This window comes from Denitrobacterium detoxificans (assembly GCF_015062615.1).
GTDB lineage: Bacteria > Actinomycetota > Coriobacteriia > Coriobacteriales > Eggerthellaceae > Denitrobacterium > Denitrobacterium detoxificans_A.
The window spans coordinates 118189-136041 of sequence record NZ_SUUH01000001.1 but is presented as its reverse complement, the minus strand read 5'-3'; the positions used below and the strand labels follow the sequence as shown (position 1 = coordinate 136041).

14 protein-coding genes and 2 tRNA genes are annotated in these 17853 nt (G+C 62.2%); 6 read left to right on the top strand and 10 right to left on the bottom strand.

The annotated features are described in order from the left end of the window. Positions 1-186: 186 nt before the first annotated feature. The 5 genes from E7002_RS00645 to fadK all read right to left on the bottom strand — a co-directional run bounded on the left by E7002_RS00645 (position 187) and on the right by fadK (position 6389). Positions 187-1077 (bottom strand): LysR family transcriptional regulator, encoded by an 891-nt coding sequence (locus tag E7002_RS00645; RefSeq protein WP_303726998.1) that lies wholly within the window; start codon positions 1075-1077, stop codon positions 187-189. Positions 1078-1293: 216 nt separating this feature from the next. After that, positions 1294-2538: a CaiB/BaiF CoA-transferase family protein gene (locus E7002_RS00640; protein ID WP_066664961.1), complete on the bottom strand. Its 1245-nt coding sequence runs from the start codon at positions 2536-2538 to the stop codon at positions 1294-1296. Positions 2539-2640: 102 nt separating this feature from the next. Continuing rightward, positions 2641-3837 carry an acyl-CoA dehydrogenase family protein gene (locus E7002_RS00635; protein WP_066661961.1) on the bottom strand — a complete coding sequence of 399 codons (1197 nt, stop codon included), beginning with the start codon at positions 3835-3837 and terminating at the stop codon, positions 2641-2643. Between the two features lie 255 nt (positions 3838-4092). Continuing rightward, positions 4093-4722, bottom strand: a complete 630-nt coding sequence (locus E7002_RS00630) for a hypothetical protein (protein WP_303726997.1) — start codon at positions 4720-4722, stop codon at positions 4093-4095. 26 nt (positions 4723-4748) lie between these two features. Further along, positions 4749-6389 carry a medium-chain fatty-acid--CoA ligase gene (gene fadK / locus E7002_RS00625; protein WP_303726996.1) on the bottom strand — a complete coding sequence of 547 codons (1641 nt, stop codon included), beginning with the start codon at positions 6387-6389 and terminating at the stop codon, positions 4749-4751. Between the two features lie 290 nt (positions 6390-6679). On the opposite strand from fadK, the gene E7002_RS00620 reads away from it, so the two are divergent. From E7002_RS00620 to E7002_RS00605, 4 genes are all read left to right on the top strand, one after another. Then, positions 6680-6756: transfer RNA gene (locus E7002_RS00620), tRNA-Asp, on the top strand. A 394-nt stretch (positions 6757-7150) separates the two neighbouring features. Beyond that, positions 7151-7227: transfer RNA gene (locus E7002_RS00615), tRNA-Asp, on the top strand. 132 nt (positions 7228-7359) lie between these two features. Continuing rightward, the gene (locus E7002_RS00610; protein WP_303726995.1) at positions 7360-8769 is read left to right on the top strand and encodes a helix-turn-helix transcriptional regulator; all 1410 of its coding nucleotides are present in this window, start codon (positions 7360-7362) and stop codon (positions 8767-8769) included. A 161-nt stretch (positions 8770-8930) separates the two neighbouring features. Next, on the top strand, positions 8931-10997 hold the full coding sequence (locus tag E7002_RS00605) for a hypothetical protein (protein ID WP_303726994.1): 2067 nt from the start codon (positions 8931-8933) through the stop codon (positions 10995-10997). Positions 10998-11655: 658 nt separating this feature from the next. Here E7002_RS00605 and E7002_RS00600 read toward each other — a convergent pair. The 5 genes from E7002_RS00600 to E7002_RS00580 all read right to left on the bottom strand — a co-directional run bounded on the left by E7002_RS00600 (position 11656) and on the right by E7002_RS00580 (position 15006). Further along, positions 11656-12384, bottom strand: a complete 729-nt coding sequence (locus tag E7002_RS00600; protein WP_303726993.1) for a hypothetical protein — start codon at positions 12382-12384, stop codon at positions 11656-11658. Between the two features lie 3 nt (positions 12385-12387). Beyond that, complete coding sequence (locus tag E7002_RS00595) at positions 12388-13380, bottom strand: relaxase/mobilization nuclease domain-containing protein (RefSeq protein WP_303726992.1); 993 nt, start codon at positions 13378-13380, stop codon at positions 12388-12390. Then, entirely contained in the window at positions 13377-13733 is a 357-nt protein-coding gene (locus E7002_RS00590; protein ID WP_303726991.1) for a hypothetical protein, read from the bottom strand. Before E7002_RS00590 ends, E7002_RS00595 begins: the two co-directional genes overlap by 4 nt. Positions 13734-13820: 87 nt before the next feature. Next, complete coding sequence (locus tag E7002_RS00585; RefSeq protein ID WP_303726990.1) at positions 13821-14759, bottom strand: AAA family ATPase; 939 nt, start codon at positions 14757-14759, stop codon at positions 13821-13823. Positions 14760-14805: 46 nt separating this feature from the next. After that, positions 14806-15006 (bottom strand): helix-turn-helix domain-containing protein, encoded by a 201-nt coding sequence (locus tag E7002_RS00580; RefSeq protein ID WP_303726989.1) that lies wholly within the window; start codon positions 15004-15006, stop codon positions 14806-14808. Positions 15007-15183: 177 nt separating this feature from the next. Between E7002_RS00580 and E7002_RS00575 the strand changes: the two genes are divergently transcribed. Together E7002_RS00575 and E7002_RS00570 are read left to right on the top strand one after the other, a co-directional pair. Further along, on the top strand, positions 15184-16401 hold the full coding sequence (locus E7002_RS00575; protein ID WP_303726988.1) for a hypothetical protein: 1218 nt from the start codon (positions 15184-15186) through the stop codon (positions 16399-16401). Then, complete coding sequence (locus E7002_RS00570; RefSeq protein WP_303726987.1) at positions 16391-17770, top strand: tyrosine-type recombinase/integrase; 1380 nt, start codon at positions 16391-16393, stop codon at positions 17768-17770. Before E7002_RS00575 ends, E7002_RS00570 begins: the two co-directional genes overlap by 11 nt. Positions 17771-17853 lie beyond the last annotated feature (83 nt).

Genomic DNA, 17853 nt, shown 5'->3' with positions numbered 1-17853 from the left:
CATCAGACAAATGCCAGGGCTCGCTTCTGCTCTCACTGCCGGTGAGCCCTGGTTTCAATCCTAGGCGTTTGCGCCGCCTTGGAAACCCGCCATGGAGGGACATGGCGGGTTTTCTTTTTCTTGGTTTGGGGTAATAAAAAAGACGGCGCATGCCGTCTTTTATCGCGTATCTAAAGCGTGAATGGGCTATTGCTTTTCGTATTTGAATTCCCGTGCGAGGTCAACGAAGTGCTGAACGGCGGGCGTCTTGTAGGAATTCTTCTTGTACGCCAGGTGGATGGTGTGGAAGCGCTCGGGGATATCTTCGATCTTCAGCTTGATGAGGTTGGGGAAGAGGTTGATGCCCAGCGTGTTGAGCGCGATGCTCACCGCGTCCTTGTTGGCGTCGACCATGGAAGCGAGCGTGATCTCGTCGTCGTACTGCTCGCATGCAAGCAGTTTCTCCCTGTTCATGACCTCTTTGACTTCGCGCCCGATGGGCGTGTTGTAGTGGTAGGTGATGATGTGGTCGCCGCGAAGGTCGCCTAGCATGATGGAGCTCTGCTTTGCGAGCTTGTGGCGGCTGTGCACGATGGCTACCAGGTCCTGATACGTAACGGGCACGAATTGCAGGTCGGGCTTGTTGGGCACGTAGGCGCTGAAGATGACGTCGTACGTGTCGTTTTCCAGGCCCTCGATGAGCGATTGCGTAAGGCCCTGGGCAACGCGGATGACGGGGCCCGATCCGAATTGCTCGCGATAGGCCTTCATGAGCATGGGCAGGTAATGGTCTTCCACGGTGTAAATGGTGCCGATGGAAACATTGCCCGTGTATTCGCCGGCCTCGTCTTGGGCGAGCGCCTTGCCGCGTTCGATGGCGGCAAGTGCCTCTTTGGCGTATTCGTTGAATTCGCGACCGTACTTCGTGAGCCTTACGTTGCGTCCGTCGCGCACGAAGAGGGGAATGCCCAATTCGTCTTCCAGGCGGGAGATGGAATTGGAAAGCGTGGGCTGCGTGATGTAGAGCTGTTCGGCAGCCTTCGTGTAGTGCTGGAGTTCGGCAAGTTTGCAAAAGTATTGCAGTTGCGAAAGGTTCATGAACTCTCCTCTGCGGTTTGGCATGGGCTATGAGGTTCGCATTTTTTAGCCCATGAGTGGCGTCCCCTAAACACCATGTTGCCAATTATAAAAGTTCTTCTGTCATTTTCTGAAAATAATTGAGAAAAAGCTTTGAACAGCGGTTATGTATACGTAAAAAGGGGAATGCGCATTCGCGCATCCCCCTCGTTGTAGCCACGTGTTTGGCTCTGTTTGCTAGCGACCCAGCAGTTCGTCGAGGCTGCGGGCTCCGCACACGGAACCGTCAGCTTCGGCGGCGGCAATCTGCTCGTCGGTGTAGCCCAGATCCCTCATGACGTCTTCGGTGGAAGAGCCAAGCATGCCCGTCGGCTTCAGCTCCGCCGTCTCGTTCAGTTCGAATTGAACGGGGGCAGTGGGGCACCAGCGGTCGCCCTTGGGATAGTGCACCGGCTTGATGTACTCGTTGATGATCGCGTTCTGATCCTTGTACACGTCCTCGGGCGTCTGAGCAGGCTCGCAGGGCATGTCGTTTTCCTTGAACATGGCCAGCAGCTCGTCGCGGGTGAACTTGGCGAAGCCCTCGTCCAGGACCTTGACGACCTTGGGGGAGAGACCCTTGTTGTTCACGGCGTCGATGGAAGCCAGATCGGCGTCCTCCAGCAGGTCCTCACGGCCGATGAGCTTCAGCACGCGCGGCCAGTCGCGGTCGTACTCGGGAAGGCAGAGAACGACCCATTTGTCGTCGCCCGACTTGAACACGTTGTTCAAGGGGTTGTTGACCTCCAGGCGGCTCTTCGGGTACTTGTTGCCGTACTGAGCGGAGATCATGCCCACGGACAGCGCGTAGATGGCGCCATGCTCCAGAGCGCACGTTACGTAGTCGCCCACGCCGGTCTTTTCGCGCGCGATGTAAGCTGCGAGCAGACCAGAGCAGAGGAACATAGAGCACTGGAAGTCACCATAGCCGTTGGTGGGGATCATGGGGAAGCTGTCGGCGTCCACCGTGGTGCCGAATACGCCGCCACGACCCATGTAGCAGGTTACGTCAAAGCCGGCAGCGTCCTTTTCGGGACCCTTCTTGCCGTAGCCCAGGCCATGGCCCATGATCAGGCGCGGGTACTTCGCATGCAGCGTTTCCCAGTCGAAGCCCATCTTGGCGAGGCTCTTCGTGCGGGTGTTGGTGATGAAGATGTCGGCTTCGGAAAGAAGCTTGTGCATAACCTCGGCGCCGGTTTCGCTCTTCAGGTTCAGGCTGATGAAGCGCTTGTGCATGTTGGCGACGTCGAACGACAGGTTCTCTTCGTCGGTGTAGTCGGGAATACCATACACGGGAGCCTGGTTGGTGCGCGTTGCATCGCCCTTGGCGGCTTCGACCTTGATGACGTCGGCGCCCCATTCACCGAGCACGCGGCCCGTGGTGGGGGTGGCAAGGAACGTGGTGAGGTCGACGACCTTCACGCCTTCGAGAGGCAGAGACATATATTCCTCCTCAAACAAATGTTCCGAATAGGAAAAGAGCTGGCACAAAATGCGCCAGCTCTTTCAATACGCTCAGAGATGAGCTGGTATATCAAGCTGCAACTAGAAGTTGTACTTGACTTCGCCGCCGTGGTTCTGGCACTCGCGAGCAATCGTGATGCGCTGAACGTTGGGGGCGCCTTCCTCGAGCCACATAGCGCGGCAGTCGCGGTACAGACGCTCGGTCGGGCCGTAGGGGCTGTCCTCGAAGTAACCGTCGCCACCGAAGATCTCGAGCATGCCGTCGGAGACCAGCTTCACCGTTTCGATGGAGAACAGCTTGCAGATAGCAGCCTTCTCGGTGATGAAGTCGTTCTTCGGGTCGATGTCGTAGTCGCGAGCGAAGTCGTAGATGGCGGTGCGCAGAACGTGAACCATCATCTGCATGTCGGCGATCTTGGACTTGATCATCTGGCGGGAAGCGATGGGCTTACCGAAGGTGATGCGGTCGTTGGCACGCTTGAGCGAGAGCTCCAGCATGCGCTGAGCCATGCCGAGGTTGGACATAGCGATGTGCACGCGGGAGACGGACAGGCTGTGGATGGCGACATCCATGCCCTGGCCCTCTTCGCCGAGCAGGCACTCGGGACCAACCTTGACGTTGGTCAGCTTCAGGCCAGCATGGCCAGCGCCGCGGCAGCCCATCATGTGGGGCATTTCGACGATTTCGAAGCCGGGCAGAGAGTTGTCGACGATGAACGCGCTCAGGCGGTCGTCCTTCTGCTTGCTGGGGTCGGAAACTGCGATGATGTAGGTGTAATCAGAGCAGTCGGTGTGGCTGATGAGCCACTTCTCGCCGTTGAGGATCCAGGAACCATCGGCCTGCTTCTCAGCGGTGGTATGCAGGTCGGCGCCCGTGCCGCCGGTCTGCTCGGTGATGGCGAAGTTGCAGTAGACGGACTTGTCCTGGAACTTGTCCATGAGCTTGTCCTTCATTTCCTGCGTGCCGTAGTCGTCGAGGATGCGCCAGTTCATGTCGGCAGCGTGATGCAGGTGCATGCGCATGCCGCCGGGGCCGCGGGAGAACTCTTCCTGAACGCGCAGGATTTCGAGCTCGTTGAGATCCCATCCACCGTACTGAGACGGCATGTAGAAGCGGTACAGGTCGTTCTTCTTGGCGAGTTCATAGAACTCTTCCGGGAACTTGTTCGTGACTTCGATTTCCTTCTGCATCTCGTCGAAAGGTCCCTCGACCAATTCGCGAATCTGCTTCAGATAAGCCTCAAACTGCTCGTCGGTGATTTTCGCGTTAGGGTTCATCTAAGTCCTCCTCAATGATCTACGCGATGTTCGGAATAGAGCTTTGTTTAGCTCACGAGTAATATTGTGCCTGTGGTCCATGGCTAAATCCAATTGATAGCGGTTCGAGTTTTTGAATCGAATTATTAATATTCCGAATACATGGAGGACATTCCTCGCGAATTGTGGGAATTTCCGTCCGTACATGCAAAAGCGAAATTGGCCACCCCGCGTTCGGAGTGGCCAATTGTATACATGTTACTCTGTTATGGGACGTTATTTGCGCGTGCGTCGCAAGCCCTCGTTCGAGGGGCCTGAGCCGCTGGCGAGCATGCGGTCGAAGCTCATGCGCACCAGGCCCAGCCCTACGACGTGCACGTATCCGATCATGCCGTTCTTGCATCGGAACATGCATTCCTCGCATGGGTCGCTGTCGCAGTAGCAGTAGGCGTCTTCGTCGGCAAACGCGAAGGTGATGGGGGAGTACTTCTTCTCGTGCACGTATTTTACCTGGAAGCCGGTGAACGTCTTCACGCAGGCCCAGTCGATGTGCAGCTTGCAGCCCATCTTCGCGAACCATTTGATCTTCACGCAGTTTGCGTTGAATCCGCCGCGGAATTGGAAGTCGAGTTCGAAATCGCTGGGAACGTCCTCGTGCTCAACGAAGGGGATGGGCTCCATCTGCTTGCCACAGGCGGTGCAGGTGGGTGCCTTCGTGCGCACGAAGGGCAGCTCGGCGATTTTCGTCGAACCGTTTCCCGACCAGGAGATGGGATTGCCATCGGTGAGGCCAATATGCACGTGCCCGCACGAAGGGCACTGGTAGAAGTGCAGGTCGTCATCGCAGACGCGCGGCTTGAAGCCCGCATGGGACCTTGTCGCGGAAAACTCCCTTTCGATTGGCATGGCTTCTCCTTACATGAATTGCGCTTCTAGCGTTCGTTGCGCTCTTCGCGCATGCGTAGCAGTAGCTCGGCGGCGAGTTTGAATCGTTGCACTTTGCCGGTAGGCGTGTACGGAATGCGGTCGATGTATTCGATGCGCTCGGGCCAGACGCGCTTGGGCGTGCCCTTCTCGGCCAGGTATTCCGTGATGCTTTCCACGGTAGGCTTTGCTCCGGGCTTCGGAACGAGGAAGGTGCAGATGCGTTCGCCCATGCGCTTGTCGGGTGCGCCGATGGTGGCGTGCTCGCCTACGCCCGGGCAGCCGTCGAGTTGCTGGTCCACCTCGTTGCACGAGATGTTCTCGCCGCCACGGATGATGATTTCCTTCATGCGCCCGCTAATGCGGATGCGACCTTCTTCGTCCATGTAGCAGAGGTCACCCGAATAGAACCAGCCGTCGGAATCGAGCGCGCGATCGGTGCGTTCGGGTTCGTTTAGGTAGCCAACGAACTGGTGTGGCCCGCGTGAGGCTTCCTCGCCCTGCGTTCCGCGGGGGACGTCGTTATGGTTGGCGTCGACGACGCGCACTTCAATTCCCTCGTAGGGAATGCCCGACCAAGCGCCATTCCATTCCAGGCACTTATCGAGTGGCACATAGACGTGGGGGCAGCTTTCCGTGGACCCGTACGACTCTGACAGCAGGATGCCGTACCTGCTGGCATGTTCAATCATGCTGGAGGGAACTGGCGCACCGCCGCAGATGTAGAAGCGCATGCTAGGCAGCGATCCGCCGTGTTCGTCCAGGTAGTTTAGCAGGTCGTATATGAAGGGCGTTGCCCCGTGGGACCAGGTGCAGCCTTCCTTCCGGATGAGCTTCACGGCCGATTCGGGCGAATAGCATTCCTGCAGAATGGCACATCCCCCGAACAGCATGGTGGCGATGAGGCCGTGGTAGAAGCCCGTAGCGTGATTGAGCGGCGAGGGCATCCACACGATGTCGTTTTCGGTGAATCCCATGGGCGCGATGTACGCGCGCTCGGAGAATAGAATTGTGTTGTGGGTGAATATGGCTTGTTTCGGGCGACCCGTGGATCCCGACGTGGAAAGGATGCATGCCGCTTCGTCGGACTTGGACGGGCTGGGCTCGTCGAGAGGCTCGCAGTTGGTGAGCACGCACGAAAGGGAAACCTCCCCGGGGATGGTGCTTGCGATGCGGTCCACAAACAACGCGCCCTTCAGGTTGGGCATGGAGCCGCATATCGCGCGATATTCCATTTCGTAGTTGCGGTTGTGGTAGAACGTGGGAGCGATGTAGACCGCCGTGCCTACCGAGTTCACCGTTTCGATGAGGTCTTGGTCGGTGTTACGCACCGCATAGGGGTGCATGACGGCGCCTACTTTCAGGCATGCCACGTAGATGATGGCGAATTCGGCCCATTTGGGCAGCTGAAACGTAACGATGTCGCCGTTTTCTACGCCCACTTCCTTCATCCAGGTTGCTACGCGGGCGGCCGCCTGGTCAATTTCGCCGTACGTATACGAATGCCCCTCGGTGTCCTTCACGTACACATGCTGCGCGTACTTCTTGGACTGGGATGACCATATGTCGGAAAGCGTACTGGTTCCCCAGTAGCCCTTTTCGTAATACATGCGCTTACGTTCTTCGTCGATGCGCAGGTCGCTGATCATCTTCTCCCTCTCAGACGCCCTTGGAACCTTGGCGGTTGATGGCGCCGTTTTTCGCTAATGCGCCATCCTTGTTTAGTTTACAGCTGTGGTGCGGCTGCCTATTATTCACTTTCCGTCGCTTCTACGTGCCGACTTATTGGAAATAGCTATCAGGGGAGGATAATCTACGCTCTTGCGCTTTCGGCTCTGAGCAGGTAATTCACAATTCCTTCGCAGGTGAGTGGGAAGTTGAAAATTGTTCTTGCATCTGGATGGGGTAGCCTGTAGAATCAATTCCGCTGCTGAAGCACGGGGTGTTAGCTCAGTTGGTTAGAGCGCCGGCCTGTCACGTCGGAGGTCGCGAGTTCAAGTCTCGTACATCCCGCCATCAAAAACACGTAGAGCTCCCAATCGGGAGCTCTTTTCGTATTTGGGGAAACGAGACTTGAACTCGTTGGGGTGGAAACGCGTGAAGCGGACGCCCCAGGGGCGTCCGTAGCGTTTCGCCCGACCGAGCCTGCGAGGGAGGGGTTGGGCACTCGCCGAAGGCGGGCGCGGAAGTCTCGTACATCCCGCCATCTGAATTTGGAAGAGTCCCAGCAATGGGGCTCTTATCTTATATGGGGAAGATGGGGTAGCGGGTTAGCGGCAATACGTGAACAGGGGATGGAGGTTTGTTCACGTTTGGCTGATGGCTTTCTGCTATCGGAATCGAGGAAACGCAAAAAAGTTCTTGCGTCGGTCTTTGTTTACCTGTATAGTTTCCTTCGCTGCTTAAGCACGGGGTGTTAGCTCAGTTGGTTAGAGCGCCGGCCTGTCACGTCGGAGGTCGCGAGTTCAAGTCTCGTACATCCCGCCATTTAAAAGCCCAGTTCACCGCCTCGTTGTAGGCGGTGAATTCGTTTTCGGGGCCTCGTATTTCATGTGGCTTGAACGGAATTTGAACGGAATTTCCCGAGCGGCGTTGCGCTGAGTTGGGTCCTGATGGACGATGGATGTCATGAATGCCCTATCCGACATAGCGAAGCGCGAGCTGTATCTGACGTGCCTGTTCGGCGCCTTCGTCTTCCTGCAGTTCACCGTTCTTGGGTTGGCGAATCATGCCGGCGAGGGGTACCTCGCCACCGAGCAGCGGAGTATGGTCTACTACGCCCTGCAGGTGTTCGTCATCGGCGGGTTCCTGCTGTACAGCCTGTATTACCGCCTTAGCGCGGGCGGGCGCGGGCGGAACGCGGCGATGTACGGAGCCTTCGGCGCGTTCCTCGCCTGCGTGGCGGCGATGCTGATTGCTGGCCACGATTCGCTCGGCTACGTGGCCGTCTCCATGGCGGCAGCGCTTTGCATCGGGGGAATCGGCGGCGCCATTCACATTAGGATGAGCCTGGCGACCGTGACGGGTGCCAGCGTTGCGCGGTGCATGGGAATCGGCAGCGCCGTCGCCGTCGTGTTGCAGTACCTACTTCAGATACAGTGGGGTCCGACGCTGCCCCTGCCGGCTTTCATGCTGGCGGGCGTCGTCGTTCTCTTCCTGCTGGCGCGCGAGGCCCCGGCGGAAGAGCCGGAGGCCGGAGAGGCGGAAGGCGCGAAGCCGAAACCCACGCCGCCGAAACGAATCGTGGTTACCATCCTCATCGCGGCCACTTTCATACTGTTCACCTGCTTCTACAACGAGCATATCCACCACCTGATGATCCAGTCGGACTACGCGACCTACTCCGCGTACAGCTGGCCGCGCCTGATGCTCGTGCCTGGCTACCTGCTGTTTGCGGCGATCGGCGACAGGAGGGGCGGGAAGTACGTGCCGCTCGCCTCCCTGTGCATCATGCTGGTCGCGCTGCTCAACGTTGTCCTGGCCGGTGAGCAAGAGGCGTACTGGCTGACCATGTGCCTGTTCTACCTCGCCATCGCCGCCTTCACCTCGTATTACCTGCTCACCTTCTGGCGTTTGGCCCCGGGCATGCGCAACCCGGCACTCTGGGCTCCCTTCGGCAGGATGCTCGACAGCGCCATGGTGCTGCTCGCCGGAGCCGTCAACCTCTCCGCGCTGCCGGCTCCGGCGGTCCTCGGCTTCGACGTCGCGGGGGTTGCCCTGGTCATCGTGCTGATGGCGCTGGGCGGCGACTTCAACCTGACCGAGACGCCGCGCGAGTCGGAAAGGCCCGTCCTGTCGTTGGAAGAACGCACCCGCTTGTTGGCGACCGAATGCGGCTTGACCGACCGCGAGAGCGAGGTGCTCGAGGCCCTCGTGCTCACCGACAAGCAAAACCAGCAGATCGCTGACGATCTGTTCATCTCCCGACGCCAGCTCCAGAGGCACGTCTCCAGCATCTACGGGAAGACGGGCGCCACGAATCGGGCGGCCTTGGTCGTGCGCGCAAGCGGCGAGACGCAGCCTCGCTGACGGCGTTCTCTCGTATTGCCTTTCCAGGTTGCTGTGAAGGTCTGCATCGCTTCTACCTGCGGTAACGTAAAGTGGCACAAATGTGAACCTTCCTATCGGCCTACTATTGCCGTAGCGTGCAAGGTGGTTTTCTATGCGAGGCACCTAGGAGGTCGGTCGTAATGAGAAGCAGTTACGGGAAGAAGGGCACGAGGAGCGTCCTGGCGTTGCTCGTCACGGTGGCGCTGGCGTTCGGCTTGGTGCCCGTGGGGGCGTTCGCCTTCGCCGCAACTCAAACAGGAGCTTCAACGGAATTCGCATCGGTGGACGATATGGCTGCCGACAAGGGCGATGCGCCCGATACGGAGAAGAAGGACGTGCAGGCCCAGGGGCAGGGTTCTGCCAAGACCGAGACGACTGACTCCGCACAACAGCAGGGTGCGCAGCAGGACGAGGAGGCAACGGAACCTGGCAATGGAACCCAGGCCCAAGAAGAGCAACCCGGTGAACAAACCCTTATGGTCATGAGTACCAGCACGGCAAACGCCACTGGCCAGGAGCAGACCGAAAGCGAAGATCCAAGCGACGGCGACACCCAGCTGTATGCGCAGGCAACCACGCTTTCTTCCGTCGCGTTCACGGTGACGCCTCCCGAGGCGGGCACCACTTCTGCAACCGCCCCAACGGTAACCGTTGGGGCGGATGCCAATTATGTTGTTGACAACAAGGGCTGGGTAACTGTAGGTGGGGGATCCCTTGGAAACGTAACGTTTAACGCAGGTGAGAAATACTACATCTGGGTGACAATTGCTCCGAAAAGCAATGGCTATACGTTCGACTCCACTGTAACCAGCACTTGTGAGGGCGGTACTGTTGTCAGTTCGTACACTAATCTGGATAAGACGATAGACGGCGTTTCAGTAAAATGCTTCCAAGCCAGGGTGGAGGTCACAGCAACTGCACCTGCTGCGGATGTCGTCACCATTAAGTATGATGTGAACGGCGGCACCAAGGGGAGTGCCTGGCCGGCTGGCGACCTCTACGAATCTGTCAAGTCAGGAACATTGATGCGTTTCACGGCTCCAACTGAACTCGCCGCCTCTTTCGCAACCCCGCCCCAGGGGATGAAATACGCAGGATACCAGATTGGCGTATGGACTGTTCTTCCTGGTGAAGAGTCCGGTTATATAAACGTCCAATCCGATACGGTAATCAAGCTCCGGTGGGTGTCTTCTGATACAGACCTGCCCGTGCGGTGCGGCTTTGCGATGAGCGGTAGCGGCAAGGCGGAGATGAACTTCACAAACGGAATCACAGGTGAACCGGATTACATGAGCTATGCGGGAAAAGACGACCAACCCACTCCCGGGTCCGCGTCTGTGAAATACGGCACGAAGGTCACTATGACGGCTACTCCTGGTGCTAACTATTCGCTCAAAGGATGGTACTCGTGCGACAGCGAGACCGGCGAAGTGGGTGCGCTCGTATCCACTGCTGCTACGTATGAGTACACCGCGATCGAGCCAACGTATTTGAAGGCGGTTTTCGAGCATGTCCACACGCCGGGCGCCGCCGTGCACGAGAACGAGGTGGCGGCCACCTGCACGACGGGCGGCAGCTACGACGAGGTCGTTTACTGCACCGAGTGCGAGGCGGAGATCTCCCGCACAGCAAAGACAATTGCCGCCCTCGGGCACGACTGGGGCGAGTGGGTGGAAACCGACGGCAAGGCTATGCGCACGTGCAAGCGCGACGCCAGCCACACCGAGACGGTCGACGTCGCCTACGCAACAGTCTCGGGCGACGGCGCCACGTGGGAGAAGGGCTCGTCCGACCCGCTGACCTTCACGTTCAAGCGCAACGTGAACGACGGCAAGACCTTCAAAGCGTACAAGAGCGCGAAAGTCGACGGCGTCGACGTGCCGGAGTCGGCTATCGCCACGGCTGAGGGCAGCCTCATCCTGTCGATGACGACGACTTATCTCGAGACGCTCTCGGTGGGCGAGCACGAGCTGACCGTCGCCTTCGAGGACGGCGAGGCCACCGCGACCTTCACCGTGAAGGCTGCCGAGACGAAGGCGGTTGCGACCTCGTCTTCCTCGTCGAAGCCAACATCGCCCAAGACCGGCGATCCGATGCCCGTCACCCTGCTGGCGGTGTCCGCCACGTTGAGCGCTGCGGTTCTACTCGCAGCGCGTGCGCGCACCCGCCAACCGCTACGCGCGACCGGCAAGCACGCCCGCCGCTAACAACAAAGCGTTTCGCAGCGCCTTCCGGAGGCCCAAGGGCAGGATCCCCGGGCCTCCGTCTACTTCGGACCCAATCCAAAACCACGCGTCCGCTTCGGCTCTCGGCGGCTCGTACTCCACGCCCTATCGCCCATGCCGCCGTGGGGCATCCCGCGGGCATCGAGCCCGCGGGATGCCCGCGTGCGCGCTTCGGGGCGCGCATGCCCGCTCGGGCGTTCCGCCCTCGCTCTCGCTGCCCTTAGCGTCCGCCGGGGCCTCATGGCCCCGCCGCCCGCACGCTCCGCTCACGCCGGCGCCACGGGCGAAACGCGCCACTGGCGCCTTTCGCCGGCTGGCGCCTCTCGCGCGGGTCGCCGCACGCGCCGCGATTTCGCAATCGCTGCGCGCACGGCTCGGCCGCGCTCGCGGGGCGGCCTTCTTGGCGCTGGCATGGCGCCGCGAGGCCTGTGCAAGCGTTGGATTGGTGCGTACCGCACCAATCCGCTTGCCCCTGCGGGGACCCTCCGCGACGGCCCTCCGGGCCATCGCTGCGCGGGCGGGCTGCTTTGCCGCTTCGCGGCGAAGGCCCCGCCCTTGCCCGGCGCGCGCATCGGCCGAAAAAAGGAACGGGACGGCACCGGCGCCGTCCCGTTCCCTCGTCGCGTCCATCTGCGCGCCGTCACCCCGCGTGCTCGGCGTCGTAGGCGTCCTGGGCCGCCCGGTTGGCGGCGTCCAGGTCGGCCTGCGCCGTGGGGCCGATGCCGCCGGGGTACTGCATGCGGTACGCCTCGAGCTCGTTTCGGGTCTTTTCGAGCTCGAGGCGCGTGCGGTCGAGCTCGGACTCGTAGGCGGGCTCGTAGGAAACGACCGCCTCGCCGGTGAACACGGGCTCCATCTTCACGAAGCATGCGGCGGTGAGCGCGGAGAAGGCGAGCGCGACGACGATGCAGCCGCCCATGAACACGCGCGCCATCGCGGCTTGGCGCTTCCTCGCGAACGTGTCGTCGTACGCGCCCCGAAGGGAGGCGCAGGCGGCCCGCACCTCCTCGGCCGTCTCACGCGTGGCGGCAACGAGCTCGCCGGCGGCCGACTCGAGGTATTCATGCAAACCTGCGTCGTCTGCCGCCTTCCTGATGCCGGCCCTCAGCTGGTCGCGGAAGTAGCCGGCAGGATCGGCGCCCTCTCCTGCGAGTATCCTCGCACTCTCGGCCAGGCTCGCCGCGTCGGCCGCGATGGCTGCGCGCTCCTCGCCCGACGCCCGCGCCGCTTCGCCGAGCTTCGATGCGGCTTCCTGCAGCTCCGCTGTCGCCTGGCGCAAATCGTCGAGCGTGGCCTCCTTGCGTTCTGCGCGCGTCGCGTTCTCGCGCAGCTTTGCGTATCTGCCCTTGGTTCCATCGGCGTTTTCCATACGCTACCTCGACCTCCCGGCGTCGTGGTTGTGCTGTTGGCAATCGTGGTGCAGCGAATCCGAACTGCGGTGGCGGTCGTGCTCGTTGTGCATGAAGCCGCTGTCGTGGCCCCGGATCCTCTCCGCGAGCCGCTTCTCGGCCTCGCGGAGGTGCTTTTGGTAGGCGTTCCCGTTGACCGCGTGGCGGACGTCTTCGGTGGAGAGCCTCGCCGGGCGCATCGCCCGGTCGGTGAACGTGCGCTCCTGGCCACGGGCGTTTCTCACGGTGTAGGTGAGCCCCCGCTTCGTCTCGCGCACGCCGTAGCCCTTCGCCTTCAGCTCCTCCTTGTACTGCGAGAGCGTCGTCGCTCCCCTCATGGCCCGCGCGCAGTCGCGGAAAAGCTGCTGCTTGTAGCTGCGGCCCTGCTTGGCGGCCATGCGCTCGGCGTTGACCTCGCGGCTGCGAGCGCGCACGTTGGAATACGACACGGGCCCGTAGACCATCTGCTCCTCCTTCTCGCGCAGGTTCATGACGTGTTCGAGGCCGAAGCGGTCGTCGAGCTCGTCCTTCACCTGCCGGCGCCGCTCGAGCGCTTCGGGCGCGCCGCGGTCGTGGCGGCGCCCGGTGGAGAGGTCTGTGCGGCCGACGATCGCGTGCGCGCAGTAGCGGTCACCCTCGTCGTGCAGGCAGACGAACACCTCCTGGGCGGGGTAGACGCGCGTGTAGTACTCCCACGCGAACGCCATCGCCTCGCGCTCGCCGACGGGCCCGCCGTTCTGCGAGCACTCGTCGGGGAGGAAGGCGAGCTGCTCGTGGTAGGCGAGCGTGGGCTCGGTCCCCGCGCGCCCAGACACGTCGTGGCCGTAGGCGGCCATCGTGCGCCGCATCTCGTCGTGCCAACGTGCGGGGTCGATGTTCCACCCGGCCGTCATGACGGCCTTCTCGTTCTCGAGGTAGCCCGCGCAGGCGGCCAGGTGCCCCGCGGTCTTCACGGGCGTGCACGACACGGTCGTCATCGCAGTCCCCTCCCGCTCTCGAGCATGGCGTTGAGCGCGGCTCGCAGCTCGCGCACCTGCCCGTCGAGCTCCTCGATGGCGTCAACGATGGCGACGACGTCCTCCGCCTCGAAGCCGTACTCGTTCAGGCGCCGTGCCACTTGGTTGAGGTTTCCGGTGGCGTTGGCGAGCAGCCTGTTCGCCTCGCGCACGGGCTCGGCGTCGAATGCCGTCACCTTGAGCTCGCATCCGAGCGCCGATGCGATCATGAACCGGCTGCGCGAAAGCCCCGTCGTCCTCGCTTTCCGGTTTATGGCGGAAAGCTCGGACGGCGTTGCCCGCATGTGTATGCGCTTCGTAGCCTTCTCGGCCATCCGTTCCCCCTTCACTTCGGTGACGGCAAGTTACGCCAGTGACGGCAAATATCACAGTGGGTTTTGCCGTCACTGCCGCATTTGCCGTCACTTCGACAATGTCAGCGTCACCACGCGCTTCGAGTTCGTGGCGCGGAAGCGATAATCGACCCCGTGCTCGGAGAGGAAGTGGCGATGTTGCGAGAGCCACTTGCCGAGGACGGCTGCGTTGGGTGCGTCGAGGCGCGCCTCATCCAGCAGTTCCGAGCTGCTTCCCTCCCAATCCTTGCCGCGAATTTCCATGAAGCGCACGACCTCCACGATGCAGTTGGGCACGGATTGGGCCCGTATCTGCTCGTCGTCGAGGCTGTCGATGAGCACCCATCCCGCATCCTTGTGCTCGATGACCTTCGCGCAGTGCTCGACGTCGCGTCCGGTGGCGGTGAGCGTGAAGCGGCCCGAGCCGCGGCCCTGCTCCTTGAGCACGATCATCGTGTCGACGGCACCTGAGATGCCGGTCGTGCCGGAGATGTCGGTGAAGCTGTCATTGGGGTCCTCCATCTTGCGCAGGTGGTGCACGAGCAGCACGCACACGTCGGCTTCCTCCGCGAGCTTCTTGAACAGGCGCAGGTCCGAGTAGTCGGCCGAGTACGAGTAGTCTGTCGAGGCCTCGCGCACGACCTGCAGCGTGTCGATGATCACGAGCTTGGTGGCGGGGAACGCGGCGAGGTGGTCCCGTATCTGGCCGATCAGCCCCGTCTGCAGCGTGCCGGCGGCGACGACGAGGCGAAGCGAGTCGGCCGCCTCGTCGCTCAGGGCCCACAGACGCGTCTGCAGGCGGCGGCGGTTGTCCTCGAGGCAGAAGTAGACGACGTCGGCCCGAGACGTCTCCATGCCCAGGAACTCCTCGCCCATGGACACGGCGCGCCCGAGCTGCAGGCACATCCACGACTTGCCCTTCTTGGGGCGCGAGGCGAAGATGGCCACCACCCCGGTGTTGAGCAGCCCCTTCACGAGCCACGTGGCCTCGGGGAGCACCATCTCCATGAGCGTCTGTGCGCCCACCCACTCGAGGGTGGCGGCACCAGGTTCGCTAGGCTGATTTCTTCGCGTCATCGGCGTCGCCTCCCTGCGCCAGCCCGAGCGCGCGGTTGAGCGCGCTCTCGGCGATGACCCAGTTCGCGCCCAGCTTGATGAACGGCAGCGTGCCCGCACGCGCTATCTTCGCGGCCTTCGAGTACGAGCAGCGCATCACCTGCGCCGCCTCCTCCAGCGTCACCAGCTTGTCGGCCATCATGCACTCCTTTCGTATTTAGGGCTGCTAATTGCGTAACAAGATAGCATGATGGGCTCGGGCCGCCAGATGCGCGCCTTCCCCTTCATCGAATGAACATAACGATTAAAGATTTGCAAACAAGAATGTTCTTGTGCGATAATGGGCCAACGTTCACGCTAAGCGAAAGGAAGGCCCATGGGCATCGCCGTCGCATACGATCCCAGGCAGAAGCTTCACTATGTCGTCAGGTCGGTGCCCGCCGACCTGCTCGAGTGGGACCCGGGCGCGGACTGCACGCCGCAGCTGAACGCGCTGCTCGCAGCCAAGACGCCGACGGCGTTCCTGCGCGCGGTCGGCGGCATGCCGAGCCTGTATCCGGGCGGGCGCTTCTCCAGGACGACGCGCGCGGCCACGCGGAGGAGCGAGGTGAATTACGCGATCGTGCGTCTGGGCGAGTGCGACGAGGACCAGCTGCGCGCCGAGATGTGGATGGACTCGGCCACGCCGCTGCGCTCCGACACGGCCAAGATGAGCAAGTTCGCGGCCGACTTCGGCTACGAGGAGGTGCGCTTCGCCGAGCTGGTCGACGGCGCGCTCGAAGGTGGCGGCGCGGTCGTGGTCGAGCACCTGCAGGACTGGATGACCATGCGAAACTCGCTGACGCTGTGCGCCCGGCTGCTGGCGCAGCTGCAGGACGGCGGCGGGGTGGCGAGCCTCGAGGAAGCCGGGTTCTACCGCCGCGAGAACTCGCGCCTGAAGGACGGCTTCTACATCATCCCGTTCAAGTTCAACCCCTTCTTCGCGCGCGCGAGCGCCGACTGGGAGGAGAAGGACCCGCTGTACAACTCGCTCGTCACGCAGAGGAAGCTGGCGTCACGTTTCCGCTTCCTCGACGAGCCGCGCGGGGATTTCCCCGACCCCTCCGAGGACGACGTCTTCTTTGTTACGAGCCCCGTGGCCACGCAGGAGTACGCCGGCGTCTTCGCGTCGCGGCGCCTGGAGCCGGCGGACAAGACGCTGTACATGATGGTGAGGGACTCTGGAGACCACGCCGCGATGGCCTCGAAGGTCGTGCTCGCCATGACCGAGGCATTTCGCACGTTCGAGGACTGGGAGGACGGTATGCGCGGCAAGGAGGCCAAGCGCGGCACGGGCCGCCCCCTCGGCTGGGAATACGACGCAGCGGCCGCGCTCGCGGGAGTCGACGACGCGCGCATGGTCCCGCGATCGTTCGCGTCGGCGCTGTGGTACCGGCTACTGTACCACCACGCGCGCAGGTTCACCATCTGCGCCCATTGCAAGAACGCGGTGCTGTCGAGCGAGAAGGGCACGCGCCGCGAGTACTGCAGCGACACCTGCCGCGTGCAGGCGGCCGTCAAGGAGCGGAAGCGGGGCGGCGGCGATGCGGGTTAGGCGCAACAAGGGGCACTTCGTCGAGCGCAAGAGCGGCAGCTGCCAGGTGCGCTACCCGCTCGGATGGGACAACGCGAAGAAGCGCTACACCTACTACGCCGAGGATGCCGCCGACGCGGTGGAGGCCGCTGCCGCGCTGAAGGAGATCAACGACTTCGTCTACCACGGCGGCAAGCCCGCCGACATCGCGGCCTTCCGCGGGAAGTCCAAGATCGCCGAGGGTGACGTGCTCACCGTGGCCGAGTTCGCCGAGCGCTTCCACGCCGCCCGCGAGAAGGGCAGGCGCTTCACCCCGCGCACGCTGGAGAGCGACCACGACTGCCTGAACCGCGCGATGCCCTACATCGGCGCCATGCCGATCGAGCGCGTGACGAGCGGCGACATCGACGACATGCTGTGCGCCATGCAGGGCGACGGCGCCGACAACCTGAACGGCCGCGCGTACAGCGGCACCACGGCGCTCAAGACCTACGCGACGCTGAACAAGCTGTTCAAGTACGCGGTGAAGAAGGGCGTCATAGCCGTGAACCCGTGCGTCGACGCCGACGCGCCGAAGGCCGACACCGAGGAGAAGGAGGCGCTCTCGCTCGAGCAGATCCGCGAGCTGCACGCGCTCATCGAATCGGATGTGAACGCGCGCAACGTGGGCATCGCCATAGGCTTGGACGCCGGACTTCGTCTCAGCGAGATGCTCGCGCTCACGTGGAAGGATTACCGCAAGCACGAGATCTCCGTGTCGAAGAGCCTCGAAAAGGAGCGTCAGACGGCCAAGAAGACCAAGAACGACGACACGCGCGTCGTCCCCTGCGGGCTGTTCCTGGTGCGTGTCCTCGACAGGTGGAAGAAGCTGCAGAAGGCCTACTTCGCAGACAAGGGGCTGGAATGGAGCGAGGGCGCGCCCATCGTGAGCAGCCTGCGCGGCACGCACATCACGCAGCGCAACTACACGCGCTGGTTCGAGGGCGTGCGGGAGAAGTACCCGGTGCCCGACGACTGGGGCTTCCACGGGTTTCGGCACACGTACGTCACCATCATGAACCGCGACGCCATGATCGACGACCGCACCGTGCAGGAGCTATCCGGCCACAAGGACGAGCGCGCGTTCCGCAAGTACCGGCACACCTCGACCGAGTGGCAGCGCGAGGCCGCGCGCCGCTTCGACGCGCTGACTGCGCCCGACACGGAGGGCAGCAGCCTGTGCGGCTCGTGCTCGCTCTGGGCGCCGTCGCCTTCCAACCCCGCCGTCGGCGCCTGCTGGGCGAAAGAGGAAGATGGCCTTCTGATACGCCTCGCCGACGCCGAGTGCGACACCGAGCTCTACGAAAAGGGCACCTCCCTGCGTCAGAGCCTGCTGGGGTACAGCGCGTAGGCGCAACATCGGTGTTCTTTACCGAACCGTAGCCATGGGCAAGCGCCCGCTGTGGTATGATTCGTTGCGAAAGCCTCCCCTGC

What these genes read in the sequence shown, in the direction of transcription:
- E7002_RS00645 (WP_303726998.1), bottom strand. Translation starts at nt 1,077, where the DNA reads ATGAACCTTTCGCAACTGCAATACTTTTGCAAACTTGCCGAACTCCAG.
- E7002_RS00640 (WP_066664961.1), bottom strand. Translation starts at nt 2,538, where the DNA reads ATGTCTCTGCCTCTCGAAGGCGTGAAGGTCGTCGACCTCACCACGTTC.
- E7002_RS00635 (WP_066661961.1), bottom strand. Translation starts at nt 3,837, where the DNA reads ATGAACCCTAACGCGAAAATCACCGACGAGCAGTTTGAGGCTTATCTG.
- E7002_RS00630 (WP_303726997.1), bottom strand. Translation starts at nt 4,722, where the DNA reads ATGCCAATCGAAAGGGAGTTTTCCGCGACAAGGTCCCATGCGGGCTTC.
- fadK (WP_303726996.1), bottom strand. Translation starts at nt 6,389, where the DNA reads ATGATCAGCGACCTGCGCATCGACGAAGAACGTAAGCGCATGTATTAC.
- E7002_RS00610 (WP_303726995.1), top strand. Translation starts at nt 7,360, where the DNA reads ATGGATGTCATGAATGCCCTATCCGACATAGCGAAGCGCGAGCTGTAT.
- E7002_RS00605 (WP_303726994.1), top strand. Translation starts at nt 8,931, where the DNA reads ATGAGAAGCAGTTACGGGAAGAAGGGCACGAGGAGCGTCCTGGCGTTG.
- E7002_RS00600 (WP_303726993.1), bottom strand. Translation starts at nt 12,384, where the DNA reads ATGGAAAACGCCGATGGAACCAAGGGCAGATACGCAAAGCTGCGCGAG.
- E7002_RS00595 (WP_303726992.1), bottom strand. Translation starts at nt 13,380, where the DNA reads ATGACGACCGTGTCGTGCACGCCCGTGAAGACCGCGGGGCACCTGGCC.
- E7002_RS00590 (WP_303726991.1), bottom strand. Translation starts at nt 13,733, where the DNA reads ATGGCCGAGAAGGCTACGAAGCGCATACACATGCGGGCAACGCCGTCC.
- E7002_RS00585 (WP_303726990.1), bottom strand. Translation starts at nt 14,759, where the DNA reads ATGGAGATGGTGCTCCCCGAGGCCACGTGGCTCGTGAAGGGGCTGCTC.
- E7002_RS00580 (WP_303726989.1), bottom strand. Translation starts at nt 15,006, where the DNA reads ATGGCCGACAAGCTGGTGACGCTGGAGGAGGCGGCGCAGGTGATGCGC.
- E7002_RS00575 (WP_303726988.1), top strand. Translation starts at nt 15,184, where the DNA reads ATGGGCATCGCCGTCGCATACGATCCCAGGCAGAAGCTTCACTATGTC.
- E7002_RS00570 (WP_303726987.1), top strand. Translation starts at nt 16,391, where the DNA reads ATGCGGGTTAGGCGCAACAAGGGGCACTTCGTCGAGCGCAAGAGCGGC.